Source organism: Maribacter sp. LLG6340-A2 (assembly GCF_045057105.1).
In the GTDB taxonomy this organism is placed as follows: Bacteria; Bacteroidota; Bacteroidia; order Flavobacteriales; family Flavobacteriaceae; genus Maribacter.
This window is the reverse complement of the sequence record NZ_CP159332.1, coordinates 1,887,308-1,913,296: the sequence shown is the minus strand read 5'-3', so window position 1 is coordinate 1,913,296 and position 25,989 is coordinate 1,887,308. Positions and strand designations below refer to the sequence as shown.

Sequence of the window (25,989 nt, the reverse complement as noted above, 5' to 3'; positions counted from 1 at the left end):
TATTCTCTTAGTTAAGTTTGATGTCGCTCAACATTGAATCTACCAACTTTAATTGCTTATCATTGCTAGACAACTCTTCTTTTAAAACTTTTTCGGCAATGGCAACGGATAACTGTGCCACTTGGTTTTTAATGTCCGCAACCGCAGCTTTCTTCTCGGTCTCAATAGCAACTTGTGCCTGCTTCAACATTTTATCACCTTCTGCCTTGGCCTGTTCCTTAGAATCCGCGATCATTTTCTCCTTGATCTCACGTGCTTCTTTTAACATGGCCTCTCTTTCGGCTCTTGCCTCTTTCAACATCTTATCATTATCTGCCTGTAAGTTTTGCATATCTGCACGCGCTTTATCTGCAGCGGCCAATGCTTCGTTTATACCGGCTTCTCTCTCATTTAAAGAGTTTAAAATTGGCTTCCATGCAAATTTCACCAATAAAAAAATCAAACCTAATAATAGAAGGGTCTGTACAATAAATAATCCTGGTGAAAAATCGTTCAATAAAGTTTCCATACTTTTTGTTTTTTATAATACTAAATCAATAATTAAAAACACTACCTGCAACCAACCGTTGCAGGATAATGTTTTTTGGTCTTAACGTTCTTATTTTCCTAAGAACAAGGCACCGAATGCCAAACCTTCCAAAAGTGCAGCGATAATAATCATCGCAGTTTGAATTTTTCCTGTCGCTTCTGGCTGACGTGCAATACCTTCCATTGCCTTACCACCGATTTGACCAAGTCCAATACCTGCTCCGATTACGATTAAACCTGCTCCAATTAAATTGTACATAGTAAACTGATTTATATATTAAATTAAATAAACTCTCATTAAATAAAATCTCCCCTTACATCTTCAGCATCTGGCAATTCGTGCCCATGGGTATCATGCTCATGTTCATGATCATGTTCCGCAACGGCCATACCAATAAATAATGCCGATAACATAGTGAAAATATAAGCTTGTAAAAATGCTACCAAAACTTCAATCAATGTAATAAAGAACGACAGAACCAAAGATAGACCTGTAGCACCTACTACTCCCAAACTCTTTTTTAAGGTAAACATAATGGCTATCAAACTCATAACAACAATGTGCCCTGCAGATATGTTGGCGAATAAACGCACCAATAATGAAAATGGTTTAATGATGAATGCACCGGCCAATTCAATAACCGCCAATACCGGTCTGATCAACACAGGTACACCTGGCATCCACACCATATGCATCCAATAATCCTTGTTACCGCTTACCGTGTATATAATTAACGTAAAAATGGCCAATGCCGCGGTTACCGCTAATTGTCCTGTTACGTTGAAACCAAAAGGAGTAAGTCCCAACAAATTCAATATCCAGATGAAAAAGAATACGGTTAATAAGTACCCTGTAAATTTTCTATATTTCTTTTCTCCAATATTAGGTCTAGCTATTTCATCCCTAACATATAGAACCAATGGCTCTAACACCCTACCGAAGCCCGTTGGAACTTTCTTTTTGGCATATTGCCTTGCCAAAGAACTAAAGACAATCAACATGAAAAGACCTACCAATAATATTCCTACAACACTTTTTGTAATGGATAGGTCCAAAACCTTATGCGCATTGGTTGCATGGTTTGTTTCGTCAAATGACACTTGAGAAGCACCAGCATCCAGTTCATAAATTTTACCGTGAAGCTTAACAAATTTTGAACCGTTGCGTTCAACGACAACCTTGCCCTCATCATCATGGTGAAAAGCAGTGGACATAAATGTAGTAAGCCCATTGCTGGACCAAAGAATTACCGGCAAAGGAAATCCTACATGTTTACGCTCCCCGTTAGAGGTATACGAAAACAAATGAAAATCATGCGCATCCTTAATATGGTGCAAAATATACGCATCTACCTCATCTTTAGTGTCTACGGACAGGTCTTGACCCTCATCTGAAGTGGCGAATCCTTGTAAGGAAAAGCATAGTGTCAAAAGTAATACTGCGGTTTTCAATGTCTCTGAAACTTTCTTCATTATCTCTTTTTCAAAAATTAAGCTCTTGAAATTTTGCGCAAAAGTAGTTATTATTAACCTAATCTACGCAAATTTAGAGCTTTAAAATTTAAGCTTTTTTGCTTCTCATCAATTTTGAAATGAAAATCACCTCAAGCGGCAAAAATACAATAACCGGAATTAATAGGGAAGCCCTGTAAAATTGGGGTAACAAATTGTCCCCTAAAAGTTGTGGATAAAAAAGGCTGGCAAAAATTACAATCTTAAAAACCAGCAATCCCATATAAATGAAACCTAGTTGGTCGAAAAAATTTTTGAATTGAGCCAAAATCGTAAAAAGGACGAGCAATCCTAATGAAAAAAATCCATGAAACAAATAAGCGCTTTTTAGTAAAGGCTTAAAAGTCCCATCATCTACCAATGTATATAAATGAATAAAATAAGAAGTCGTGCCCACAAAAATGAACACGACCAGTATTATGAGAATATTTTTTATCAATTGACCTATTTATTTAAGGACATTACCTTTTTTATGACCAGATATATGGACAAAAATACGGCAAGTAATGTAATGGTATCCTCTAAATAGGTTTTATTAAACTTTACATCTAGCCACTCACCTAACAAATTACCTAAATAAATGGTAGCCCCCATTTGTATGGCAATACCTGATAAACTAGCTGCAGTTCTTAAAAGTCCGGAATTATCATGAGGCTTTTGCGGCTTCATGACTGCTATTTTTGAAGTTAGATGATCCCTGGCCTTTTTTTCCGCCCATAGAACAAGATGCATTAAATGTAGCTCCAGGTTCAACCGCCAATTTGTTTACGGAAACGGTACCCTCTATTACTGCAGATGCTTTTAAGGAAAGTAGATCGGAAACCATAAGTTCTCCATTAAAGCTACCTTCTATATCTGCATTGACACATTCCACTTTACCGTGAATGTAACCATCCTTACCAATTACTACCTTTCCAGATGTTTTTACATTACCATCCAATTTACCATCAATTCTAAAATCTGCCTCTGAAATGATGTCTCCTTTTATCTTGGTGTTCTTCTCAATTCTATTAGGTTGTCCACCTATCTCATTCATACTTTTAGGTTTTTGTCTATCTGAAAACATTGTTCACGGTTTTGGGGTTAAAAGCGTATTTCTATAGTCAACTATATTTTTATGCACTTGAATAATCTTATAGTTCTCCGATAAAACTACGAAATTCTCATTAGCAACACGGTAATCCTTATTATTTTTTAAAAGCTCCGCATAACCTAAGGCAAAATCCTTGGATTTAAAACCATGTACTACCACAAATTGATCTTCTAGGTTATAAATGTCTTTTGATACGGTATTTTTGTATCTAAGATCCTCAATGGATTTCTCTAACAATTCCATTAATTTCAAGGCTTGGTCATTGTTACTCCTTTTAAAAGGAAAGACCACTTTCCAGTTAGACGTACCCTTAGAATCCGTTTCCGGAGAAAATTCTTTAGGTTCTAATTTTGGCAGTTGTTCCGCCACCATTTGCTCTGCCTTTTTACCCTCTGGATTATTTGGGTAGGTCAGGGCCACATAGTTCAACGCCTCCTTAAAATATTCAAAACCTTGTAACCTACCTACGGCATTTGCTTTAAGCATTTCAAATTTAGGAACAATGGGGTCACCCGTAAATCTATTAATGTTTTCCTCTGCACCTGTAATTACTTCTAGGTACCGTTGGTCGTTAAATTTTTTGAACAGGGTTTCATATCGTTTTTCGGGACTGTCAGAGTTATCCGCCAGTATTGCCTGTGGATTTAATAAAATTTCGGCATATCTGGAATCTCTATGATTGGCAATAATATCCGCTTTCATTTTTTCCTTGAGCGGACTATTGACTTCCTCATAAATTTTATACAAATTATATTTTGACGGCAGTATTAAACGTTCTTCGGCATTGGATGCCAATACATCTTCCAACTTATCTGCAGCCAAAAGATTTTCGTTGAACTTTTCTTTATAGATTAAACCCAATTGATAATTGGCAAAATTACGTTCTGCCTTTAGACTATCTATGACGGCTACATTGGTGGGTAACTGATCCATATAATACTCCAAAGAGAATTTCTCGTCCTCACTAACCACAGGCGTGCTATCATCAGCACCTATGGCTTGTTGAACCACGTCTTCCCTGTTACTGATGGATTTATCTGACCAACGCCAATCATCGGACAATTCCCTATTGCCCCAACGGTTTTTAAAATCGTTTTGTCCGTAGCCTAAACTGGTAATGTTATAAAAGTAGAACTTTCCTTTGTTTTCTTTACCGCCCTTACTTTTGTTGAAGGCTACAAAGCCTTCCGTTATTCTATCCTTTTCTTTTTTCTGTGCCGCTTCCTCTGCTTGCTGTAAGTCCTCTATATATTTTCCAAAATAGGCCAACTGCTCTTCTTTTGGCATGTTGTACAATGTAAGCACACTATCTGAATATTGAACGATATCCTCATATTTGATAACATCTTCCAAATTGTCCAGCTTTCTTTTTACGGCGCGATATTTTTTAGTGTTCTCTACCAAATTGGTGAGCATACTATCATAATAAGCACCGGCCGCCTTATAACTACTTTTGTCAAAATTGTATACTGCAAGGTTTTCATAGTTCAATGCATTCAATTTTGGCTTGTTCTGTGATGCACGAAGCGATTTATTAAAATAAGAAATGGCCAAACTATCGGAAGCTTCTGCCAAATGAAATTCTGCTATTTGCCTGTAAATCTTATCCAAAAAAGGTCGGTTCTCCCTATTCTCCTCCATGTAGGTCAAGAATTCCAATAGTTCTTCCCTATTTTCTGACGTTACTGCAGTATTTTTTAATTTTTCTATTTCGGCATTGATCATATAGACCCTAGGGGATTTCCTGTTCAATGCAATGACCTTGTCAAAGGCATAATTGGCACTGTCTTTATATCCTAACTGATTGTATAGCTGCCCTATAATATAATAATACCTTCCCTTTTCAGGATTTTTTTTGGTGTAGTGCGATGCAATTTTAAGATTTTGAACTGCGGTATCCGGAGCATTGAGGTTAATATAAGCTTGGGCCATCATTGCACGGGCATCTGCATATTCCTGATTCTTTAATTGCTCAAATTTCATTAAGCGCTTAAGGTTTTTGATGGCTAAATCTTCATTCTCTAACCTAATGTTTACTTTCTCTCTCCATATACTGGCCTCGTTCAGTTTATCGCTTTCCGTATATTTATTTAGGATGTAATTAAAAGATTCCAATGCAGGTATGTAGCGTTCATCAAAATAACGGGCTTTGCCCAAAAGAAGAAAAGCTTCATCTGTCTGTGGATTTCTTTCTTCATCCTTAATATCCATACTATGCCGTTGTATGGCCTTTGTAGCTTTTTCCTCTGCTTTTAGGAAATTTGGGTTGTTATCCTCAGAATCCAGTTTAACCTCTCCGCTTACTTCTAAACGCTCTACAGGTAATAGTTCATAATAATCGTCTTGATAGGCCTCGTTAAGGGTGTTTCTCCCTTCTTCAAAGGCAATATTACCGTTGTACAAGGTGTTGTACTTGGTATTTAAGGCATGCCAATTTCGGTTTATAAAAGCATCCTTTTTTGTGGAACATGCAGTAAAGAGCAATACTCCCAAAATACCGGATAAAAAATATTTTTTTCTTAGGTTCAAAATACAAGATCTACGTATGTATGTTTAACTTAAAAACCATCATATTATTATACCGTTAATCGGTAAACTGCATATTTATTTTTAAGCCATGTTACCATTTATGAGCTGCTACAACAAATTTTTACCGACCATATAGTTTGTTTTATATTAAAATGATCAAGAGTTTATGAGTTTACTGCAGATAATCTGATCCAATACAACTTTGTCGGATTTTAACTTACTTGGGTTAAAACTTAGAAAAGAAAAACCGACCTAGTGGTCGGTTTGTGAATTTTGAAGCTAGAACAGTATTTGTTTAGTTATTCCATTATCGCCTCAGTATTTTCAGACCCAAAGAATACTTCTAGTTCTTTTAATGTTTTGGTAGAGGTTACAATATCCTTAACCACTTCACCTTTGTTCAATACCACAATTCGCTCACATACTTCGGTCACATGAATGAGATCGTGGCTAGAAACCAAAACGGTAACATCTTGTTGTGCAGCCAAATCTTTAATAATCTGCTTAAGCCGTATTTGGGTAGTAGGGTCCAGGTTCGCAAATGGTTCATCTAAAATCACCACTTTGGGGTTACCAATAAAAGAAGCCACAATACCTGCCTTTTTTTGGTTTCCTTTAGATAAATCTCTCAAATACTTCTTCTGCCCCAATATTTCACCGTGAAAGAAATCTTGATACTGCGCCAATAGTGCATCAACATCTGCTTTGTTCTGCCCACGAAGATCACCAATGAAGTAAAAATATTCTTCAGGCGTTAAGTAACCAATTAAAAATGTTTCATCAATGAAAGAGGAAGTAAAAGGCTTCCAGTTTTCGCTAGTATTTACTTGAACATCATTATTTATGATATGACCTGTTGTTGGTTGTATTAAATCCAATAGCAAACTAAAGAGTGTTGTTTTACCGGCACCATTATTACCTACCAGTCCAAAACTTTGTCCTGTTGGAATATGTAAGGAATTAATATTCAATACTTGTTGAGCCCCGTATTTTTTTGATAAATTTTCTATTGTAATCATAAACTTGTCTTTCTATTTTATTTGGATGGTTGTTATGCGATAATTGGGTAAAGCTTAACTAGCTTTCTCCTTAAAACCAGCAATCATTCCATATTTTTTTCTCTTGTATTGCTCCGTAATCTTATTCAACAAATAATTTTTCATAGAAAAACCGATAACACCCAATACCGATAATACAACTACCGCTACCTGTAAATTAAAAATGAAATAAAAGATAGAAAATATAATGATGGGCGCTACCAATACGGGTAACATTATAAGAAATTGCGTGGCACTGGTACCTTGCATATTACCAAACGGACTTTGATCTAGTTCTATCCTTTTCTTATTAAAGGAACCAAAATATAAAATGACCGGTATATTTACTCCCAAGTTATATAGGGCGCAACCAAAATTTATGGCTAGCGCATCCCAACCAAAGTAAACATAAGGGATAGTCAAGAAAAACATGGCTACTACACTTACGGTTATCAATGAAGCTTTTGAATCCAAATACTTCCGCATAGGAATGTTCTGAGACATCATCATACTATAATAGCTACTGTCCCACGCAGGAATAAACTGTCCAAAATTGCTTAAGAAAATACCCGTCATAAATATGCCCACAAAAGCTTTCATCGGCATCATGTTGCTATATATGTCCTGGGTATAGAATACCAAGCCGTAAAAGACAAAAAGTAAAGAAATATATACCTGGGACTTGGTTCGTTTGTTTCGCCAGATCATTTTTAGGTCTAATTGAAGAAAAGAACCCATGTCACCAAATCTTCTTGTCCAGGACATATCTGACGTATTAGCGGCTACGGACTTAGGCTTTAAGGTGGCATCCAAATAAATTTTATTGCGTAAGTATCTGAAATTAATAACGTATATCAATACTGCCACAGCTATAGGTACGACCACCGTAATAGGATATGCATACAACGCATGAAAAACAGGGGCAAAGAATGTTTTAACAGAGAAAACTCCAAAATAATCCAAACCATAGCCCACAACAAGAATACAGGCTATTGCAATAAGAACTTTCTCATTTTTATTAATAAGAAGATTTAAATAATTAATGCTTAATACCAAGGCCATTACCGATAGTACCCATAATAGCACATTAAGCACTGGGTAGCTATGAAACAACAATACAATTGCAAAGGGTACAATAACGAAAAGCGTTAATAAATTATAGATAGATGCTGAGGACCTGCCCAAAATGTAATGTGCAATTGTACTTTTCTTTACCGGAGTGGTCAAAAATGGTTTAATGTCCATTACGGGTAATTTTTGCATAAAATACCTTAGGAACAATTCAATCAATATCCAATACACAAAATATTGGCTAATACTCCACATGGGACTTTGATCCGGAAAGATTTTCTTAAGAATGAAATACAAGCCCGCACCCGTACCTGCAAGTGATAAAAGCATATAGACCCCAAAAAAACCCATTAAGATTTTAATACCTAGACTCTTACCAAGGTTGGAAGACCTAAAAAAGGATTTCCATTGTAAAGAAGAAAAGCGTTTGAACATAGGGTTGGTTTTAATGGTACATGATATAAGTAATAAAAGCCTATAAAATGTTACAAACTATTTTGAGAATCTATCAATTACCATTGATGATATTAACTATAAATGAACGAAAATTAATGATTAGTGTTTTCATTTGCCCCTTCCCAGAAAGAAACTGCATATTTTTACTTTTAATTAAAGCATAACCATACCAAATCCTAGCTTACCTATTGACATCTGTAAACTCAACACAATTTTTTTGCATTAAACCATAAATAATCGCTGTAAAAGCCATTGAACGTTAGACTTTTTTGACAAATGTCATATGATATCGCAAAAGCATGCTTAATTTTGTAAATCGATTTAAAGAAAATGAACATATGTCGCAATTTCACCCATTAACGGTAAAACATATCAAGAAATTAACGCCAACCTCTGTTGCCGTTACGTTTTCAATTCCAAAAGAATTGGCACAGACTTTCACCTTTACGGCGGGTCAGTATATCACCATTAAAAAAGAAATTAAGGGAAAAGAACTTAGAAGAGCATACTCCATTAGTTCATCTCCTGAAAAAGATGGCATCACAATTGGCATCAAAAAAGTAGATAATGGCGGGTTTTCCAATTATGCTAATACTCAATTAAAAGTAGGTGATGTTTTAGAGGTAATGGAGCCAGAAGGTCGTTTTGTTTTCAATTCTTCTAAAGAAGTACAGAATATTGCCGCTTTTGCTGCAGGTAGCGGTATTACCCCTATTATGAGCATTGTAAAGTCTGTTTTAGATAGTAACCCTAAGAACAAATTTGTATTGGTTTACGGTAACAAATCTTACGAAGAGACTATGTTCTATACCGATTTAGTAAAATTAGAGCTAGAATATTCCAATCGGTTTTTTGTTTACTTCACCAATAGTCAAACCAGGGAAGACAAGGCTTTATTCGGTAGAATAGATACCTCAACGGTAAATTATGCCTTGTTGAATAAGCATAAAGATGTTGATTTTGATGGATATTATTTATGCGGACCAGAAGAAATGATTCGTTTAGTACAGGACACTTTGATAGAAAACGAAGTGGATAAAGATAAAATTCATTTTGAACTTTTTACACCAACGGAAATAAAAGAGGAATTACCCATACAGGCTGATGGTCAAACTGCGGTTACCGTACTTGTTGATGATGAAGAATTTGAGTTTACTATGGATAAGAAAACCTTAATTCTTGATGCTGTTCTAAAAGAGAATATTGATGCTCCATATTCCTGTCAAGGCGGAGTTTGTAGTAGCTGTATTGCCAAAGTAACCGAAGGAAAGGCCGAAATGGTCATGAACCAAATTTTGACCGACCAAGAAATTGCGGACGGATTTATCCTTACCTGCCAAGCGCATGCCACTACACCTACGATAAAAGTAGATTATGATGACGTTTAAGTCTTTTAATTTCTAAAGGGAATACTTAAAAGACATAAAACTTACATTAAAACGTTATTGCGAGACACAAGTAATCTGAAAGATAGTAGTAACTATTCAGCAGATTACTTCACTGCGTTCGTAATGACGTTTTTCTTTATACTTTATTAACCCGATCAAAGTCAATATTTAATTTGATTGAGTCACCCTTCATGGGGCGTTGAAATATCTTTGATAGTATTTTCAATTCCATTTTGGTATGTCCATAGAAATCATTGGTGTGTTTATCATCATCGCTGCGGTCATTGTACTGTTTGCTTTTGAAGTTTTTCCAATGGATAAAATTGCCTTCTGCATAATAGCCGCATTGCTATTAACAGGATTGGTTACTCCAGAAGAGGCTGTTAGCGGTTTTTCTAATAAGGCCGTAATTACCATTTTATGTCTAATGATCTTAGCGATCGGACTAGAAGAGAATGGTGCCATATCTTACTTAGCCAAGGGATTAAAAATATTAAAGAATTGGCCCGTAGTATTAGCTTCTGTGGCTATCATGCTTATAGCGGGTAGCATCTCGGCATTTGTAAGTTCTACCGCTGTAGTCATCGTTTTTATAAAGATCGTAGCAGAACTACGGGAAAAATACCAACTGCCTCCGGGCAAATTATTATTGCCTATATCATTTGCCAGTATTCTAGGAGGAAGCTGTACCCTTATGGGCACCTCAACCAATTTATTGGTCAATAATATTGCTGCGAGATATACTGGAGAAAAACTGGGTTTTTTCGAGTTTTCATTAATGGGGGTTACCTTCTTGGGTCTATCCATAGTCATTATAGCTCTTTTCTATCGGTTTCTACCAAAAGATACCGGTGAGCTTTCAGATAACTATGATCTTGATCGTTATTTACTAACCCTAACGGTTGAGCAAAATTCTCCGTTAGTTGGCCAACATATAGGAGAAAGCTTTTTATATAAAGAGGCAGATATCACGGTACTCCGGTTATCACGCTATGGCTACGACCAAAATCTATTGAATCATGATTTGGTCATTCAACCTAAAGACGTCATTCTATTACATTGCAGTTTGGAAAATTTGCAAAAAATGCGCGGCGAAGGTTATTTTGAAGTGGAGGAAGAGGATAAAGATCATTTCAAATCCACCAAAAACACACAAATTAAAAAAGTAGCAGATTCCGATAAAAAACAAAAAGACGAATCTGAAAATAAGGATGAAAATTTACTATTAGAATTATTGCTATTACCAGGGTCCCGGTTTATTGGTCGCAATTTAACGGAACTAAAAACCATGTTGATCCCAAGGGCTTTGCCACTTGCAGTCAATAAGCGTAAAAAATTACGTATTCTTAAAAACAGATTGCACCAAAGCAATCATGAGTTCACTAAACTGAATATAGGTGATCGGTTACTGATACAAACAAAGCCTGAATATGTTTCCAATTTTGAAAACAGTAATAATTTAGCGGTACTGAACCAATACGAAGGCCGTACTCCTGCTACTCCGTTCAAAAGAAATTTATCCATTTTAATTCTCATTGTAACCATAGCTATGGCAGCAACAGGAGTTTTTGAGGTAATGACCAGTGTTATAACCGGAACGTTGGCCATGCTACTCTTTAAATGCGTGGAACTGAACCGAATTTATCAAAAAATAAATTGGCAAATTATTTTCCTGTTGGCCGGTATGATACCCTTAGGTATTGCCATGAGCAATGCAAAAGCTGACCTATGGATTACCGAAGAACTATTGGTCTTAATGGCTGGTCAGCAACCAATATTTATAATTGGGTTATTGTTTTTGACCACTATGATATTAAGTAGTGTAGTATCCAATAATGCCACGGCAATTATAATGGCACCTATTGGAATTTCAATTGCTAGTGGGTTGGGCCTAGACCCAAAGCCTTTTATACTTTGTGTCATGTTCGCCGCTAATTTTAGTTTTTTTACTCCTTTAGGATATCAAACCAATGCTTTGATTTATAGTATGGGTATCTATAAATTTAAACACTTTTTGGTAATCGGTGGAGTAATTTCTTTGGTACTATGGGTCGTTGGAACGTTATTATTAAGTACTATGCTGAATTAATCCGTTAAAACTGTACTCAATTTGCGCACCGCCGTCTCATAGCCTACGGCATATGCTTTTTCAATACCCCTACGATCAAGAATGCCAATATGTTCCAATTCTGGAGGCTCAATGACCAGATTGCAATTGTTTATTTTTTCCCTATTTATGGCATAGATCATTAATCCGGTAACCCTACCCGTCAATTGAAATGAATTATTCAAATGTTTCTTATCCAGTTTAGCTACTAGAGATACATTGCTGCCTATAACATAATCTACTCTTTTTACCACCGGCTCTGCCGGGAAATTATTCATTATACCCCCATCAGCATGTAGGGCGCCATTATATTCTATGGGACTAAAAACTGGCGGTAAGGCGGCAGATGCCAATAGGGCACGAATTAACGCTCCTTCATTTATGAACACTTCTTCTCCCTGTTCCAGATTAGTGGCAACAACGAATAATTCTTTTTTAAGGGCTTCAAAACTATCTTCCGGAAAATATTGGAGAAATGCATCTATAAACCGTTCGGTATTTAAAAGTCCGGGTTTGGCTACGGCAAAATAATTATACTTGAACAATGGTGTTTCCTTAAAGAATCGTAGCATATCTACTACAGACTTATCCGCCGCATACAAGGCACCTACCAAAGCCCCAACACTACTACCGGCAACTACCGTTGCTTCAAGGCCAAACTCTTGCATTGCTTTAATTACACCTATATGTGCCATACCGCGCACACCACCGCCTGATAATACCAACCCTATGGATTTTGAACGTATTTGCATCTATATAGAATTAATTTCAAAAAAAATGCCAAGTGGAAACAACTACCACCTGGCATAAAATTAATCATTATAGCGGACTATGAATCCAATCCGAAGGCATAATAATATTTAGAACCGTCTTCATAAACCCCTTCCAGCATTACTCCGCCTTTTTTATTCTCCAACAAAGAAGCAATATCGTTGATATCCTTAACACGTTTTCCGTCAATGTGGGTGATAATAAACCCTTCCCTCATCTGTGTTTCCTTCTTAATTTTTCCCGGATATAGTTTAGTAACCTGTACTCCACCATCTATATCCAACTTTTTTGCAAGGTCTTTATCTAAGTTTTCAAAATCGGCACCCAGTAAGTTAAACACCTCTTTCTTCTCTTTTTTAATGATATCTGTACCTCCTTGGGAATTATGAAGTTCTACCTCTAACTCCTTTTCCTTTCCGTTTCTGTTAACGGTTACCATTACTTTATCACCGGGCCTTTTACCGGCAATTATTTCCTGTAACCTAGGGGAAGTGGCCGTTTCCTTACCATTTACACTTACAATGATGTCCCCGGCTTCAATACCTGCTAAATCTGCACCACTATCTTCACCAACTTGTTCTACCCAAACACCTTTGGTAAAGTCCACGTCTTTCTCCTTTGCCAAATTACTATCCATAGTACGTATGGTTACCCCTAACATTCCACGTTGCACATTGCCATACTTTAAAAGGTCTTCCACTACTTTGGTTACAATGTTACTGGGAACGGCAAAACCATAACCGGTATAGGTTCCTGTTCTACTGGCAATAGCCGTGTTGATACCCACTAAATTTCCATCAAGGTTTACCAATGCACCGCCACTGTTTCCTGGATTAATGGCCGCATCGGTCTGTATAAAGCTTTCTACGGCAAACTTATCGGTGTTGATGCGGATACTTCTGGCCTTGGCACTAACAATACCGGCGGTAACCGTTGAATTTAATCCTAGAGGATTACCAACAGCTAAAACCCATTCACCTACTTCCACATCATCAGAGTTTACCAATGCCATGGTTTTTAGATTATCCGCCTTTATCTGTAACAGCGCTAAATCTGTAGTTGGGTCCGTACCAATTACGGTTGCTTTATACGACTCATTGTTATATAAGGTAACCTCAACTTCATCTGCATTATCAATTACATGATTATTGGTAACGATATAACCCTTATCATTGATAATGACACCAGAACCGGTACCAACGCGTGGTCTGGAATGCATGCCATCAGGCGTTTGACCTTTGAACATATCACCAAAAAACTCCTTGAACGGGTCGGGAAGTTCACGAGCGCCTTGGTTACTATAGGAAGATCCGTTTTGTGTAGATTTAATATGGACTACCGCATCCAATACTTTTTCTGAAGTATCGGTAAAATCCAATGGCTTAATGTTTCCATCATTATCCGCGGTATACAAAACACGACTTCCTGGCACAGATTCTACTACGGTTACACCCGTAGACGCCTTAGGTTCTTCTTTAGTCAACTCAATTACTCCATAGCTAACAGCTAGGGCAATTAAAGCAGAAAATAAATATATCTTCCAAGTACTTTTAGTAGTTGTATTTGATTTCATATGATATAAATTTAAATAATATTTTTTACACACATATGGTCAAGAGGTGTGCCACAAGGCTAGTTATAAATGCTAAAATATTTTTAAAATAAATGAAATTTTAAGGGATTTTTTAGACTAAACGGTCTGTAAGCTGAATTTTGATGCTTTTTTGATGAAACTCTACGACAGTTTATCGGTTTTTATTCAACCAACTACGAAAAATGGAAAAGGAAAACATATTGATTACAACACTAAAACCGACCGATCAGTTTAAACTGACAATTTGACTTATTGGTCATTAAAATCATGCATAAAATTCGGTAATTGTAGAAAATAAATAAACCATTGAAAATTTTTTACGTAAGTTTAAAAACAAGAAACATTTCTGCCCAATGAATTCATTGAACAGTACAGCCATATTATTATTCGCGAATTCCGCTAAACAAGAATTGGCAAATAAATCTATTATACGTAGTGAAAAACTGTTCGACAACCTTACCAAAGCAACCCTGCTCAAAGCAAAAAGGACAGGTTTACCCGTTTACCACTTTACAGAGAAAGAACAACTAGGCACAACTTTTGGAGAACGGTTTACCAATGCCATAGCCAATGTTTTTGATAAAGGTTTTGAGAATATCATAGCAATTGGGAATGATACGCCACATTTAAAAACACGTCATTTAAAATATACCGCAACACAATTATCTTTGGGAAAACCGGTCATAGGTGCTTCAATTGATGGCGGATTTTATTTATTGGGCTTACAAAGGAGTAATTTTGATAGGAAGGGTTTTAAAAACCTACCTTGGCAAAAATGTGATCTTTACCAACAAATTTCTCTATTCCTAAAAAAAGACTCATTAGGCATTGTTCAACTTCCCGTACTACAAGACCTTGACACTGAAAACGATTTAAAGTCTATTTTATCTTTTTCCTATAGCTTGTCAACACCGTTATTGCTAGTAATCCTTAGGATTTTGAACCTTATTAAGAACCTATACTATACACTAGATAACTTTATTCAGCGCTACACCGCCAGCGGCAATTTCAACAAAGGCTCTCCTGTAGTTTCATTTATCTAAATCCCCCATTATCCAATAGTTGGATAAATGAAATCTCATTCTAAAGCTATATATGAAACACTTATTACTAGTGTTGACCCTGTTTATGATAAATATGGTCAATGCTCAAGAAACAATTACAGGTACCGTTACCGATACCGATGGAAATACCATACCCTACGTTAATATTATAGTATCCGGTAGGTTGACAGGATCCACCACTAATGAAAATGGTTTTTATACCATTGATGTACCTAATCTTTCGGGTACATTAGAATTTTCTGTATTAGGATATAAAACACAAGTAATTCCAATTAATAATCTAAACACAATAAATGTCATTCTAAATGACTCTTCTGAAGTACTGGATGAAGTGGTTTTGACCGCATTAGGGTTAAAACGAGAAACCAAAGAACTAGGCTATGTGGTGCAAAGCCTGGATGCTAAGGGAGTTACCGAAGTAAAATCGGTCAATTTCCTTGATAACTTATCGGGTAAGCTCGCGGGTGTTACCATAAACCAAGGGGCTACAGGCGTAGGGTCTTCCTCTAAAATTACCATCCGTGGAGAAGCCTCTTTCTCCAATAACAATCCGTTGTTCGTGGTAGACGGTGTTCCGATCAACAACAATTCGGTCTTTAATTTTACCAATGAAACGGCTGCCGGTTTTCAAGAAATAGATTTTGGAAACGGTGCTATGGAGGTAAACCCAGATGATATTGCCGAAGTATCGGTTTTAAAAGGTCCCAGTGCCGCGGCCCTTTATGGTACTAGAGCATCTAACGGAGTTATCATTATTGAAACTAAAACCGGTAAGAATACAAAAGGGCTGGGTATTAGTTACAACACCAGTTTCTTTGTGGATTCCGCCTTTCAATTGCCCGATTTTCAAAATGAATACGGACAAGGCAACTCCGGTGAGTTTGCTTTTGTAGACGGATTAGGTGGTGGAACCAATGACCTGATTACCTACAGCTGGGGACCACGTTTAGATGTGGGGAATTTAATTCCCCAATATGATAGTCCCGTTACCTTAGAAGACGGAACGGTAGTACGTGGTGGAGACACTGCCCTTTATAGCGGTATCGCCATTACTCCCACAGCATTCAACTCTCACCCAGATAACCTCAAGGATTTTTACGAAACGGGTACTACCTTGATGAATAACATTGCTATATCAAACGGATTTAACACAGGTAATTATCGTCTTTCTTTCACCGATTTAAGAAGCGAATCCATTATTCCTGGGGTTAATCTTGACCGACAAACGATTAGCGCAAGACTTAATTTTGAACCGATTGATAAATTTCGCATCAATTCATCTATCAATTACGTGAATTCTAAAAGTGATAATCGTCCTTCTAACGGTTATGGTTCTGAAAATGTAAACTATTCTTTAGTGGCTTGGGGGCCGCGTTCCCTAAACATCAATAATCTAAAAAATTATTGGCAACCCGGACTGGAAGGCGTGCAACAATATTCTTTTAACTATACCTATTTTGACAATCCTTATTTTATTCTGTATGAAAACAGAAACTCTTTTAATAGAGATCGGGTTTTCGGAAATGTATCCGCCAGTTATGACATTACAGACCATATAACAGCGTCTATAAGAACTGGTATGGATTACTCCAGTGAATTGCGCCAATTGCGAAGAGCTTATAGTTCTAACCGCTTTGCCAATGGTGGTTATGCTGAACACGATGTATTTTTTAGAGAAATAAATACAGATTTTCTATTAAATTATACCAATCAGTTTAACGATGTAAAAGTCGATGTTTCATTAGGCGGAAACAGATTGGACCAAAAAGCGTTTACCTCGCAATCACAGACCACGAGTTTGGCACAACCGGGTATTTTTAGATTATCCAATGCGGCCTCGCCTATAGAGGTTTTTGAATTTGAATCCAATAAAAGAATAAATAGTATATATGGATTGGCTAAGTTGGGTTATAAAGATTACTTGTTTTTAGATATTACTGGCAGAAATGATTGGTCTAGTGCATTGGCTACGCCATTTTCGGTAGACAATACCTCTTTCTTTTATCCATCGGTATCCAGTAGTTATATTTTATCCAATACGATAGAGTTGCCTCAGGCGATATCATTTGCAAAACTTAGGGCAAGTTGGGCGCAAGTAGGGAATGATACCGACCCTTACCAAACTACAGGAGCATTTGTAGCGCAAACACCGTTTAACGGTCAACCAACATTTAGCAATTCCAATACCATTGCTAATCCAAATTTACAGCCAGAGCGTACTTCATCTTTTGAAGTTGGTGCAGATCTACGTTTCTTTAGCGATCAACTAAGATTTGATATATCCTATTACAACGCTTTGACCAAAGACCAAATTATTTCATTGCCCATAGGTATCTCCTCTGGGTATACGCAACAGGTCGTCAATGGCGGAGAGGTTCGTTCTAAAGGGCTGGAAATTATACTGGGTATTTCACCCATTATTAATCAAGATTTTAAATGGAACAGCACCTTAAACTTTAGCACCAATAGAGCTACTGTAGAAAGCTTGCCACAAGAAGAAGGCCGATTAACATTGGCATACTCTAGAATTTACGACAGTCAAAACCAAACGGTATTTTTACAAGCGGAAGAAGGCGGTCGCGTTGGTGATTTGTATGGCACCGGATATCTAAAGAATGAAAATGGTGATTTTATCTTAACGGATGAGGGCAGATACATACCCGATAATGAACTACAAAAATTAGGAAATTACAATCCTGATTTTATGTTGGGTTTCAACAATCAATTTAATTATAAAAACTGGAACATGGGCTTTCTTTTGGATTGGAGACAAGGAGGTATCATTGTTTCTAGAACAAGGGCATTAGGTAATGTTGGTGGTCAATTGGCAGAAACCGCTTTTAGACCAGAAGAAGGTATTGTTCCCGAAGGCGTTGTAAATACAGGCACTGCCGACAATCCTGTATATACACCAAATACCGTTGCAGTAACTGCAGAAAGTTATTACAGACAATTTTATGACAGAAACCATGAGGAAAACAATACCTATGACGCATCCTTTTTAAAATTGCGACAAATATCCCTTGGTTATACGTTTGATAACCTTAACCTATTCAACCAAAATGCTACGTTGAGTTTATCCCTAATTGGTAAAAATTTGTTTGCCATTACAGAGAATCCTCATTTTGACCCAGAACAATTGGCAGTGCAAGGGCAAGGCTTTATTAGCGGTGTTGAAGATATGTCATACGCCACTACAAGAAGTATAGGTTTTAAAGCCGGATTTAATTTTTAAGAAAAAGAAAATGAAACATATATATAGCATTCTAGTCTTATTGTTGGTCGTTGGCTGTACAAAAGATTTTGAAGAAATTAATACAAATACCAATGACCCTGTTACGGTGCAACCAAGTCTTTTATTGAGACAGGTAATCTACGATTTTGGCGAACAAATGTCCTATGAAGGTTTTACCGCAGGTAACCTTTTAGGTCAATACAGCACGGCGTTGGATTTTAACCTGTTTGACAGGCACGATTTAAAATCGCCCCAACTGGGTGGTAATCCGTGGCCCATATTCTATCAAAATTTAAGGGATAATGAAATTATATTGAATTTGTCTCAAGAGAATGCGGCGTATGCTGTATATGAAGGACCGGCAAGGATTATGAAAGCGTATATGGCAGCTGGGTTAACCGACCTTTTTGGAGACGTTCCCTATTCTGAAGCGTTTAAGGGAGATACCGAAACTGTTACTCCGTCCTACGACAGTCAGGAGTCAATTTATATGGATGAAGGAGGCATATTCGACAATCTTGACAAGGGAGTTTTAGCAATTCAGAATTATTCAGGTACCATAGCTTTAGAGGGCGATATATTATTTAATGGCGATTTAGATGGATGGGTCAAATTCGCCAATTCCTTAAAGATTAAATATCTGATGCGAGTTTCTAATAAGGTTGATGTCGCACCACAGTTACAAGCCTTGGTTACCGAAGGAAATTTTATAGATGAAAACAGTGAAAACGCCATTTTCAACTTTACCGATGGTGAACCAAATAGTTTTAGATTGGCGCAACTAAGAGTAGGCGATTTTAATAATTATGTGCTTTCTGAAACAATGGATGAAATTTTGACCAATTTAAACGACCCACGTATTGCACGCTTATACCAACCTTTTGCCAATAACACGGATGGCGGTTATAACGGACTATTAAATGGGATTGATGCCTCAGCGGGAGTATCGGTAGCTGATTACTCTTTGTTAGGTACTATTTTCAGAGAGAATACGGGACTTTTAGACGCCAACTTCATGACTAGCATGGAAACCCACTTTCTATTGGCCGAAGCTGCCGAAAGAGGATTCATTTCTGCAGATACCCAAACTTTATACAATACCGGCATAACACAGGCATTTGCCTATTGGCAGGTAGACCTCCCTGAAGATTACCTAACAGCTAATGCTGCGCTGACCAACGGGAATCCTTTAGAAAATATCATCACACAAAAATGGATAGCAAATTCGATAAACGGTTATGAAGGTTGGATCGAATATAGAAGAACAGGTTTTCCGCAATTAAAAACTATTTCGGCAAGTTTGAACAATGATTTGATTCCTATACGTATGCCTTACCCTGCTGAAGAAGAAGCTTTAAATAATGCCAATTATACCGAAGCTTCAAATAACACTGATGGCAATAGTATTAATGTTCCTGTTTGGTGGGATGAGCAATAGAGGTGCGAATTAAAAATAATGTCTGGTCGAGCGCAGTCGAGACCTAAATATTTAACGAATTAAAAACAATGACTGAAGTACAAATTTGGCAATGGGGATTGGTGATAGCATCAAGTTTGATGTTGTTCTTTCTTTCCCCATGGGCAAAAGATACCAGTCAGTTTTTTAAGGCGGTTCAAAAAAAGAAAGCGCCCAATGCGTTTATGTTAATGGGTAGTTTGATCATCTCATGGATATTCGCCAAAAGCATCACCAATGCCGCCAATTTAGGATTGGACTTCGGTATTGTAGGTGGTGTTGCCTATGCGGGTTATTACTTGTCTTTTGCAGTTGCCGGTATTGTTATCTATAAAATGAGGCTGCATGGTAAGTATACTAGTATACATCATTTTCTTTCCTCAAAATTTGGCAAAACCGCGGTAACGGTATTTTCCATTCTTATTGCTTTCCGGTTATTTAATGAAGTATGGAGTAATACTATGGTTATAGGAACTTATTTTGGAGATATAGGTTCTAGCGCCTATTACTGGTCCATTTTAGTCTTTACCGGACTAACTTTGGCATATGTATTAAAAGGCGGCATGAGCAGCTCAATTTTTACCGATGTTTTCCAAATGGGGTTGTTTTCTATACTTTTAGCGGTAATATTGTTCACTATTTTCGGAAATGACAATGCAATACATACAACAGAAGTTATCTATTCAGGTGTTTGGTCTTTTGAAACCGGTTTAAATTTATTGTTTGCTGCTTTACTGCAATCTTTCAGTTATCCCTTTCATGATCCTGTATTAACCGACAGAGGGTTTATCAGTAGTCCCAAGGTTACATTAAAGAGTTTTTTATGGGCAAGTGTTCTTGGTGCTATTTGTATCATTCTCTTTAGCATCATTGGTGTTTATGCACAATCGCAAGGCATGCAAGGTCAGGCAGCGGTACAGGTAGGCAAGGCTTTTGGCACCGTTATTCTATTGGTCATCAATTTTATAATGATTACCTCCGCAGCATCTACCTTAGATTCTACCTTTTCATCGTTTTCTAAACTATTGGCATTAGACCTAAATCTCGGTCATACGGTAAAATTTGGTCGTTGGTCCATGTTAGCGGTTGCAGTAGTTGGTACGATTCCTGTTTTTTTAGATGCCGAAATTCTATCGGCAACGACCATTAGTGGCACTATGGTCATAGGGTTAACCCCCGTATTTCTATTTTGGAAAGATAGTGCATCAAAAGTGAGTTTTCACCTGAGTATTTTTACAGGATTACTTTTTGGTTTCCTTTTAATATTCAATTGGTTTCCGTCTGACTTAATATTTACAACAGGCAAGTATGCCTCGTTACTTTGGATTAATTTTTGGGGCATTTTATGCTGCCTTACAGTTTATATGATACCTACATGGATAAAGAAATAAAACATATGGGCACTAAAACCGGAAAGTTATTACTTTTTGGAGGCGTGTACAGCAATCTACAGGCACTGGAAAAATTGATCCAGATTGCTAACGAGGCAGGCATTCCACCCGAAAATTGCATTAGTACCGGCGATATAACGGGCTATTGCGCCCAACCCGAAGAAACCGTACAATTGTTTCATAAATGGGGTGCGATCACCATAGCTGGCAATGTAGAATTACAATTGGCCAATAATAGCGAAGATTGTGGGTGCGATTTTAAAAGTGGTAGCCGTTGTGACGATTTTTCAAAAATGTGGTTTCCCTATACCAAAGGGCATTTATCCCAAGAGTCTTTAGGTTGGATGAAGAATATTCCTGAATACATCAGTTTTGATTATGGCAATAAAAAAGTAACCATAGTGCACGGAAATTATGGCAACACTTCAGAATTCATATTTAAATCTAACGCCACAGCTAGTAAAGAACGTTGTTTTGAAGAGACCAAAAGTGATATTATTGTTGCGGGACATTGCGGCTTACCTTTTCATCAAACCATAAAAGAAAGTGTTTGGCTAAATCCTGGGGTTATTGGCATGCCGGCAAATGACGGTACACCTAGGGTTTGGTATATGATGTTGGATATTGTAGATGGTGAAGTAATTTATACCCACCATTTTTTTGAATACGATGCCGAAACCGCACAAAAATTAATGTACAAAAACCATTTACCCGAAGCATATGGCGATACACTTACCTCTGGTATTTGGGACAATATGGAAATACTTCCTGAACTGGAAAAAATGGGACAGGGAATACCAATTTATTTTAATCAAGAACAAAAAGATACAATACAAACTAAAACTCAGAAAAAGATGGCTAATACCTATTATGACCCGGCAGATTTAAGAAAATTTGGAAAAATTACAGAGTGGAGCGAAGAGCTAGGCACTAAATTTTTCGATTATTATGGTAAGGTTTTCGAAGAAGGAGCACTAAGTGCTAGGGAAAAGTCGCTTATTGCCTTAGCAGTTTCCCACGTAGTTAAATGCCCGTACTGTATTGACGCCTATACCAAAGACGGCTTACAGAAAGGAATAACCAAAGAAGAAATGATGGAGGCTGTCCATGTAGGTGCTGCAATTGAAGGTGGTGCGACATTGGTGCATGGTGTACAGATGATGAATAAATATAATAAATTGTCCATGTAAATTTCGTTGTTGGTTATTGGTTGATGGTTGTTCGTAGCAGCCTTCTCTAATAATCATCATTGAAATTAAAGCTAGTTTATAAAAATATTGCAATGGAGTATTCATTATGAATATCCATGGTTAAGAACAAGAAATTAATTGTTGTCAGTTTAAAGTTTGAAGCATTTACAACATGCCAACAACGAACAACGAACAACGAACAACTAAAAAATGGCTACAAAATCATTAAAAGCAAAGGGAAACGATTTAGCAGTTTCCAACAAGCAATTAGAAATATTGAACGGAGGCATATTTGCTGATGGCGAGCTTCCATATTTTAAGGATAAAATTGCCGAAATAGGCCATTTTCCTTTACGCCCTAAAAAACTAGAGATTCTACAGATCAATGTAGGTTACATGTGTAACCAAGTTTGTGAGCATTGCCATGTAGATGCCGGTCCGGACCGTAAGGAAATCATGACCCGTGAAACTATGCAGCAATGCTTAGAGGTGATAAAAAACACGGGGGCACATACCCTAGATTTAACCGGTGGAGCGCCAGAAATGAATCCAGACTTTAGATGGTTTGTGGAGGAAGCGGCAAAAGCCGGAATTAAGGATTTTATTGTTCGTTCCAACCTCACGATTATCCGTGCCAATAAGAAATACTATGATTTGCCGGATTTCTTTAAAAAGCATAACGTTCATGTTATTTCATCTATGCCCCATTACACCAGAGGTAAAACGGATAAGCAAAGAGGAGACGGAGTTTTTGACAAATCGATCAAGGCATTGCAAGAACTGAATGAAAGAGGCTATGGTATGCCAGGAAGCGATTTACGATTGGATTTGGTCTATAATCCATCAGGAGCGTATTTACCGGGAGATCAGGCTGCGATGGAAAAGGATTTCAAAAAAGCCTTAAAAGAAGATTTTGATATTCAGTTTCACAACCTATTTGCCATTACCAATTTACCAATAGCACGTTTCTTGGACTATTTGATAGCATCGGAGAATTATGAAGATTATATGTATGCGTTAGTAGAAGCTTACAATCCGTCTGCAGTTGCCAATGTTATGTGTACCAATACCATTTCTATTAGTTGGGACGGATGGTTGTACGATTGTGATTTTAACCAAATGCTAGATTTGAAGGTAGCGAGCAAGGTAAAGCATATAAAAGATTACAATGAAGATATTTTGAACGATAGAAACATCATCATTTCCCAACATTGTTATGGGTGTACTGCAGGTGCAGGTAGTAGTTGCCAGGGTACGGTGGCTTGATAGAAATAGAAAAAAGGATGATTTAAAGTAAACAAATCATCCTTTTTTAAGAGGCTAAAAGCATACTTAAACTAAGCTACCAAGTTCAATTCCAGTTCTTTATGAAACAACAAAATACAGCTAATACTCTTTTGTTCAATCCTTTGGCAATTATAAATAGTGGTTTCTAATTGGTTCATCATATTTTGAAATCCACCATTTTCAAAAATTAATCCGTTTTCAATTTTAAATTGGCTATTTTCTACCAATGCTTCTTTTAATTCCTCTATAGATTCAACATTAGGCATTTCCATAAAGTGTAATTGATCTAAATCATTGACTTCTTGATTAAGTGAGCGGAAAGAGTCTTTTACACTAGCCGTTAATCCATGTACCTGTTCTTTGGTAATTTCTCCTTTATTTTGAAGTTCCGTAACCTTGTTCAAAATATTGTTCTTTGTTGAAGTGACACTTCTATATAAAAAAGTTATAGCTTGATGTTGTGCATATATTTTTGCTAAAGTAGTTTCCTTTCCTTCTTTTTTTGCTAGCAACGTAAAAAATGCACAGAACCTTGTGTCCCAATCTTCAAAACTTAAGTTAAAATGTTCTTCTCGTTTGTTTAATAAGTAATTATACCCATTTTCAAGGTTTTTCTTGGAATATTCAATACCGTTGAAAGAGAATGTTTTAACCTTGGTGGTACCTTGTGCAATTTCTTGGGCCTTAACCATTAATTCTTCTATTTCATGAATAGGTTGCATTAACCCTATAATCTCTGTTTTTAATTGTTTCAAAACATCTTCAGATGCCGTTAAACTAGCCATTTGACCATTAAGTTTTTGTTTATTAGGTATTTGCAAAAACCTATTGGAAAATGTATTATCATATTCTTTTGCCAAATGTGCGCCCTGTGTTTCAGAAGTAATAAAGTCTTCCAGAACTTTCGTCTTGACAAAATCCGTTGGCTTTTTTTGTAGATACAAATCATAAATGCGCAAGGTCATAGCAGCCTGTAACTTCTCTTTTTTACCAAATAGTACCCAAGGGCTTCGGGTATCCGCTTTACATGCTACATATGGTGTTTTAGAATTATGCTCACGCTTATCATTAGGCGGGTGGCTTGCATACATTCCTACCTTAGAATGATCAGAATTTGTAAAATAGATTTTACCTCCCCTTTTATCATCCTCTAAGCCTTTCAACAATTGCGCTTGGTTATCCGCTTCTCTCTCAAGAGCCAAGGCGTTATTGATATAAATATTTTCTACAAAAAGATTTTTTTTGGCCGCTAAAATTGCATGGTTTAGAGTATTATGCCACGCTGCAGACCCACCATTAAGCTTCCATAGCGCAGAAATAATGGCGTCACTACCAGAAGTTTTGACAGCAACTTTGTCTGCATTAAATTCCATTTCACGAGATAATGATGAATACATTACATTCAAAAATTGATAAAACAAGTTGAGCATTTGCCGTATTAACCAAATAATTGGGGTAATTAACCAAGCAGCGGCAGATAGTCTAATATCTGATGCTCTCCATTGATCTAAAGTGTCATCCCACTTATCCCGTTCAAAAATCATATTGTGAATAATGGTATTGGCCGATATGATATAACTCCCAATTTTCATGCTCCTTTGTGAAAAATGTCCAAATTCATGGCTTATTACAGCCTTAAATTCAGAAAGGTTTAAGCAATCCGTAAGTCCCATACCAATAGTTAGTTCCTTTCTTACGGGTAGGAAAAGACTTAACCACATATTACTATAAGCCACATAAGCATTTACATCCGGATCCAAATAAATATTTTTTGGTCTTGGCGCACCTGTTTCTTTACAAATTTTTTCTATAAAGTTCCACAAATCCGTTTGTTCATCCTTTTTTAAAAGAATTCGATTATTAGGCTTATGATTTTTTAATTTAAAAACAAACTTAAGCGAGAATACAAAAAGCATGGCTGCACCTGCTATAGCACCAACTTTCATGATAATGGTGAGTTTATTAATGTATCCCATATCATAAATGATGGCATAGTAGAATAAATACCCTAGCCCAACGACCATAGAAACATATAGCGCAAAGAACAATACAATTGCCAAGATAGAAAGCAATGATTTTAATAGATAAGAAAATGGTAGTTTGGTTAGAGAACTGGGTAAAGACTTAGGGCTGGTTGGATAGTAAAGGTTGGTCATTTGATTAGAAGGTTTTTAAAGAGATAATAAAACCTAAACTTTTTTAAGGCTAATTTATTTTAATAGACCTAAACAATAAACCTCTTTATTTATTCAAGATATACTGATTTAGATTAACTTTTAA

General features: G+C 36.8%; 20 protein-coding genes and 1 pseudogene. 9 read left to right on the top strand and 12 right to left on the bottom strand.

Annotated elements, in window-relative coordinates; all coding sequences use genetic code 11:
- Positions 1-7: 7 nt before the first annotated feature.
- From ABVM52_RS08110 to ABVM52_RS08070, 9 genes are all read right to left on the bottom strand, one after another.
- On the bottom strand, positions 8-508 hold the full coding sequence (locus ABVM52_RS08110) for a F0F1 ATP synthase subunit B (protein WP_405384911.1): 501 nt from the start codon (positions 506-508) through the stop codon (positions 8-10).
- Between the two features lie 90 nt (positions 509-598).
- Positions 599-787 (bottom strand): ATP synthase F0 subunit C, encoded by a 189-nt coding sequence (gene atpE / locus ABVM52_RS08105; protein ID WP_013993139.1) that lies wholly within the window; start codon positions 785-787, stop codon positions 599-601.
- 38 nt (positions 788-825) lie between these two features.
- Positions 826-2,001: a F0F1 ATP synthase subunit A gene (gene atpB / locus ABVM52_RS08100; RefSeq protein WP_405384910.1), complete on the bottom strand. Its 1,176-nt coding sequence runs from the start codon at positions 1,999-2,001 to the stop codon at positions 826-828.
- 88 nt (positions 2,002-2,089) lie between these two features.
- The gene (locus ABVM52_RS08095) at positions 2,090-2,479 is read right to left on the bottom strand and encodes a DUF6168 family protein (RefSeq protein ID WP_405384909.1); all 390 of its coding nucleotides are present in this window, start codon (positions 2,477-2,479) and stop codon (positions 2,090-2,092) included.
- A 5-nt stretch (positions 2,480-2,484) separates the two neighbouring features.
- The gene (locus ABVM52_RS08090) at positions 2,485-2,709 is read right to left on the bottom strand and encodes an AtpZ/AtpI family protein (RefSeq protein ID WP_405384908.1); all 225 of its coding nucleotides are present in this window, start codon (positions 2,707-2,709) and stop codon (positions 2,485-2,487) included.
- A complete protein-coding gene (locus ABVM52_RS08085; protein WP_405384907.1) occupies positions 2,687-3,106 on the bottom strand; it encodes a polymer-forming cytoskeletal protein in 420 nt (139 codons plus the stop codon). The genes ABVM52_RS08090 and ABVM52_RS08085 overlap by 23 nt, the downstream gene beginning before the upstream one ends.
- Before the next feature lie 3 nt (positions 3,107-3,109).
- Entirely contained in the window at positions 3,110-5,662 is a 2,553-nt protein-coding gene (locus tag ABVM52_RS08080; protein WP_405384906.1) for a tetratricopeptide repeat protein, read from the bottom strand.
- Between the two features lie 299 nt (positions 5,663-5,961).
- The gene (locus tag ABVM52_RS08075) at positions 5,962-6,681 is read right to left on the bottom strand and encodes an ABC transporter ATP-binding protein (protein WP_405384905.1); all 720 of its coding nucleotides are present in this window, start codon (positions 6,679-6,681) and stop codon (positions 5,962-5,964) included.
- Positions 6,682-6,735: 54 nt separating this feature from the next.
- Entirely contained in the window at positions 6,736-8,205 is a 1,470-nt protein-coding gene (locus ABVM52_RS08070; RefSeq protein ID WP_405384904.1) for a DUF5687 family protein, read from the bottom strand.
- A 359-nt stretch (positions 8,206-8,564) separates the two neighbouring features.
- Here ABVM52_RS08070 and ABVM52_RS08065 point away from each other — a divergent pair, with 359 nt between their 5' ends.
- Together ABVM52_RS08065 and ABVM52_RS08060 are read left to right on the top strand one after the other, a co-directional pair.
- Positions 8,565-9,614, top strand: coding sequence for a 2Fe-2S iron-sulfur cluster-binding protein (locus tag ABVM52_RS08065; protein ID WP_405385115.1), 1,050 nt, complete (start codon positions 8,565-8,567; stop codon positions 9,612-9,614).
- Between the two features lie 238 nt (positions 9,615-9,852).
- The gene (locus ABVM52_RS08060) at positions 9,853-11,703 is read left to right on the top strand and encodes an SLC13 family permease (RefSeq protein ID WP_405384903.1); all 1,851 of its coding nucleotides are present in this window, start codon (positions 9,853-9,855) and stop codon (positions 11,701-11,703) included.
- Here the strand turns inward: ABVM52_RS08060 and ABVM52_RS08055 are convergent.
- Entirely contained in the window at positions 11,700-12,473 is a 774-nt protein-coding gene (locus tag ABVM52_RS08055; RefSeq protein WP_405384902.1) for a patatin-like phospholipase family protein, read from the bottom strand. The two genes, ABVM52_RS08060 and ABVM52_RS08055, sit on opposite strands and share 4 nt — an antisense overlap.
- A 77-nt stretch (positions 12,474-12,550) precedes the next feature.
- Positions 12,551-14,065 (bottom strand): Do family serine endopeptidase, encoded by a 1,515-nt coding sequence (locus ABVM52_RS08050; RefSeq protein WP_405384901.1) that lies wholly within the window; start codon positions 14,063-14,065, stop codon positions 12,551-12,553.
- Positions 14,066-14,439: 374 nt separating this feature from the next.
- Between ABVM52_RS08050 and ABVM52_RS08045 the strand changes: the two genes are divergently transcribed.
- The 7 genes and pseudogenes from ABVM52_RS08045 (at position 14,440) to arsS (ending at position 23,688) form a co-directional block, all read left to right on the top strand.
- Positions 14,440-15,129, top strand: a complete 690-nt coding sequence (locus ABVM52_RS08045) for a DUF2064 domain-containing protein (protein WP_405384900.1) — start codon at positions 14,440-14,442, stop codon at positions 15,127-15,129.
- 52 nt (positions 15,130-15,181) lie between these two features.
- Complete coding sequence (locus ABVM52_RS08040) at positions 15,182-18,385, top strand: SusC/RagA family TonB-linked outer membrane protein (RefSeq protein WP_405384899.1); 3,204 nt, start codon at positions 15,182-15,184, stop codon at positions 18,383-18,385.
- A 10-nt stretch (positions 18,386-18,395) separates the two neighbouring features.
- Positions 18,396-19,823 (top strand): SusD/RagB family nutrient-binding outer membrane lipoprotein, encoded by a 1,428-nt coding sequence (locus ABVM52_RS08035; RefSeq protein ID WP_405384898.1) that lies wholly within the window; start codon positions 18,396-18,398, stop codon positions 19,821-19,823.
- Between the two features lie 68 nt (positions 19,824-19,891).
- Positions 19,892-21,232: a sodium:solute symporter gene (locus ABVM52_RS08030; RefSeq protein ID WP_405384897.1), complete on the top strand. Its 1,341-nt coding sequence runs from the start codon at positions 19,892-19,894 to the stop codon at positions 21,230-21,232.
- Positions 21,187-21,849: pseudogene (locus ABVM52_RS08025) on the top strand (metallophosphoesterase family protein); the annotation flags it as partial. The gene ABVM52_RS08030 and the pseudogene ABVM52_RS08025, both read left to right, overlap by 46 nt.
- 237 nt (positions 21,850-22,086) lie before the next feature.
- Complete coding sequence (locus ABVM52_RS08020; RefSeq protein WP_082642972.1) at positions 22,087-22,422, top strand: arsenosugar biosynthesis-associated peroxidase-like protein; 336 nt, start codon at positions 22,087-22,089, stop codon at positions 22,420-22,422.
- 210 nt (positions 22,423-22,632) lie between these two features.
- On the top strand, positions 22,633-23,688 hold the full coding sequence (gene arsS, locus ABVM52_RS08015; protein ID WP_405384896.1) for an arsenosugar biosynthesis radical SAM (seleno)protein ArsS: 1,056 nt from the start codon (positions 22,633-22,635) through the stop codon (positions 23,686-23,688).
- A gap of 71 nt (positions 23,689-23,759) precedes the next feature.
- On the opposite strand, the gene ABVM52_RS08010 is transcribed toward arsS, so the two are convergent.
- Entirely contained in the window at positions 23,760-25,865 is a 2,106-nt protein-coding gene (locus tag ABVM52_RS08010; protein ID WP_405384895.1) for a M48 family metalloprotease, read from the bottom strand.
- Positions 25,866-25,989 lie beyond the last annotated feature (124 nt).

Coding starts and splice junctions, on each gene's coding strand:
- ABVM52_RS08085 (WP_405384907.1), bottom strand. CDS start 3,106: ATGTTTTCAGATAGACAAAAACCTAAAAGTATGAATGAGATAGGTGGA.
- ABVM52_RS08065 (WP_405385115.1), top strand. CDS start 8,565: ATGTCGCAATTTCACCCATTAACGGTAAAACATATCAAGAAATTAACG.
- ABVM52_RS08020 (WP_082642972.1), top strand. CDS start 22,087: ATGGCTAATACCTATTATGACCCGGCAGATTTAAGAAAATTTGGAAAA.
- ABVM52_RS08040 (WP_405384899.1), top strand. CDS start 15,182: ATGAAACACTTATTACTAGTGTTGACCCTGTTTATGATAAATATGGTC.
- ABVM52_RS08050 (WP_405384901.1), bottom strand. CDS start 14,065: ATGAAATCAAATACAACTACTAAAAGTACTTGGAAGATATATTTATTT.
- ABVM52_RS08075 (WP_405384905.1), bottom strand. CDS start 6,681: ATGATTACAATAGAAAATTTATCAAAAAAATACGGGGCTCAACAAGTA.
- arsS (WP_405384896.1), top strand. CDS start 22,633: ATGGCTACAAAATCATTAAAAGCAAAGGGAAACGATTTAGCAGTTTCC.
- ABVM52_RS08060 (WP_405384903.1), top strand. CDS start 9,853: ATGTCCATAGAAATCATTGGTGTGTTTATCATCATCGCTGCGGTCATT.
- ABVM52_RS08070 (WP_405384904.1), bottom strand. CDS start 8,205: ATGTTCAAACGCTTTTCTTCTTTACAATGGAAATCCTTTTTTAGGTCT.
- ABVM52_RS08090 (WP_405384908.1), bottom strand. CDS start 2,709: ATGAAGCCGCAAAAGCCTCATGATAATTCCGGACTTTTAAGAACTGCA.
- ABVM52_RS08055 (WP_405384902.1), bottom strand. CDS start 12,473: ATGCAAATACGTTCAAAATCCATAGGGTTGGTATTATCAGGCGGTGGT.
- ABVM52_RS08110 (WP_405384911.1), bottom strand. CDS start 508: ATGGAAACTTTATTGAACGATTTTTCACCAGGATTATTTATTGTACAG.
- ABVM52_RS08030 (WP_405384897.1), top strand. CDS start 19,892: ATGACTGAAGTACAAATTTGGCAATGGGGATTGGTGATAGCATCAAGT.
- ABVM52_RS08045 (WP_405384900.1), top strand. CDS start 14,440: ATGAATTCATTGAACAGTACAGCCATATTATTATTCGCGAATTCCGCT.
- atpE (WP_013993139.1), bottom strand. CDS start 787: ATGTACAATTTAATTGGAGCAGGTTTAATCGTAATCGGAGCAGGTATT.
- ABVM52_RS08035 (WP_405384898.1), top strand. CDS start 18,396: ATGAAACATATATATAGCATTCTAGTCTTATTGTTGGTCGTTGGCTGT.
- atpB (WP_405384910.1), bottom strand. CDS start 2,001: ATGAAGAAAGTTTCAGAGACATTGAAAACCGCAGTATTACTTTTGACA.
- ABVM52_RS08010 (WP_405384895.1), bottom strand. CDS start 25,865: ATGACCAACCTTTACTATCCAACCAGCCCTAAGTCTTTACCCAGTTCT.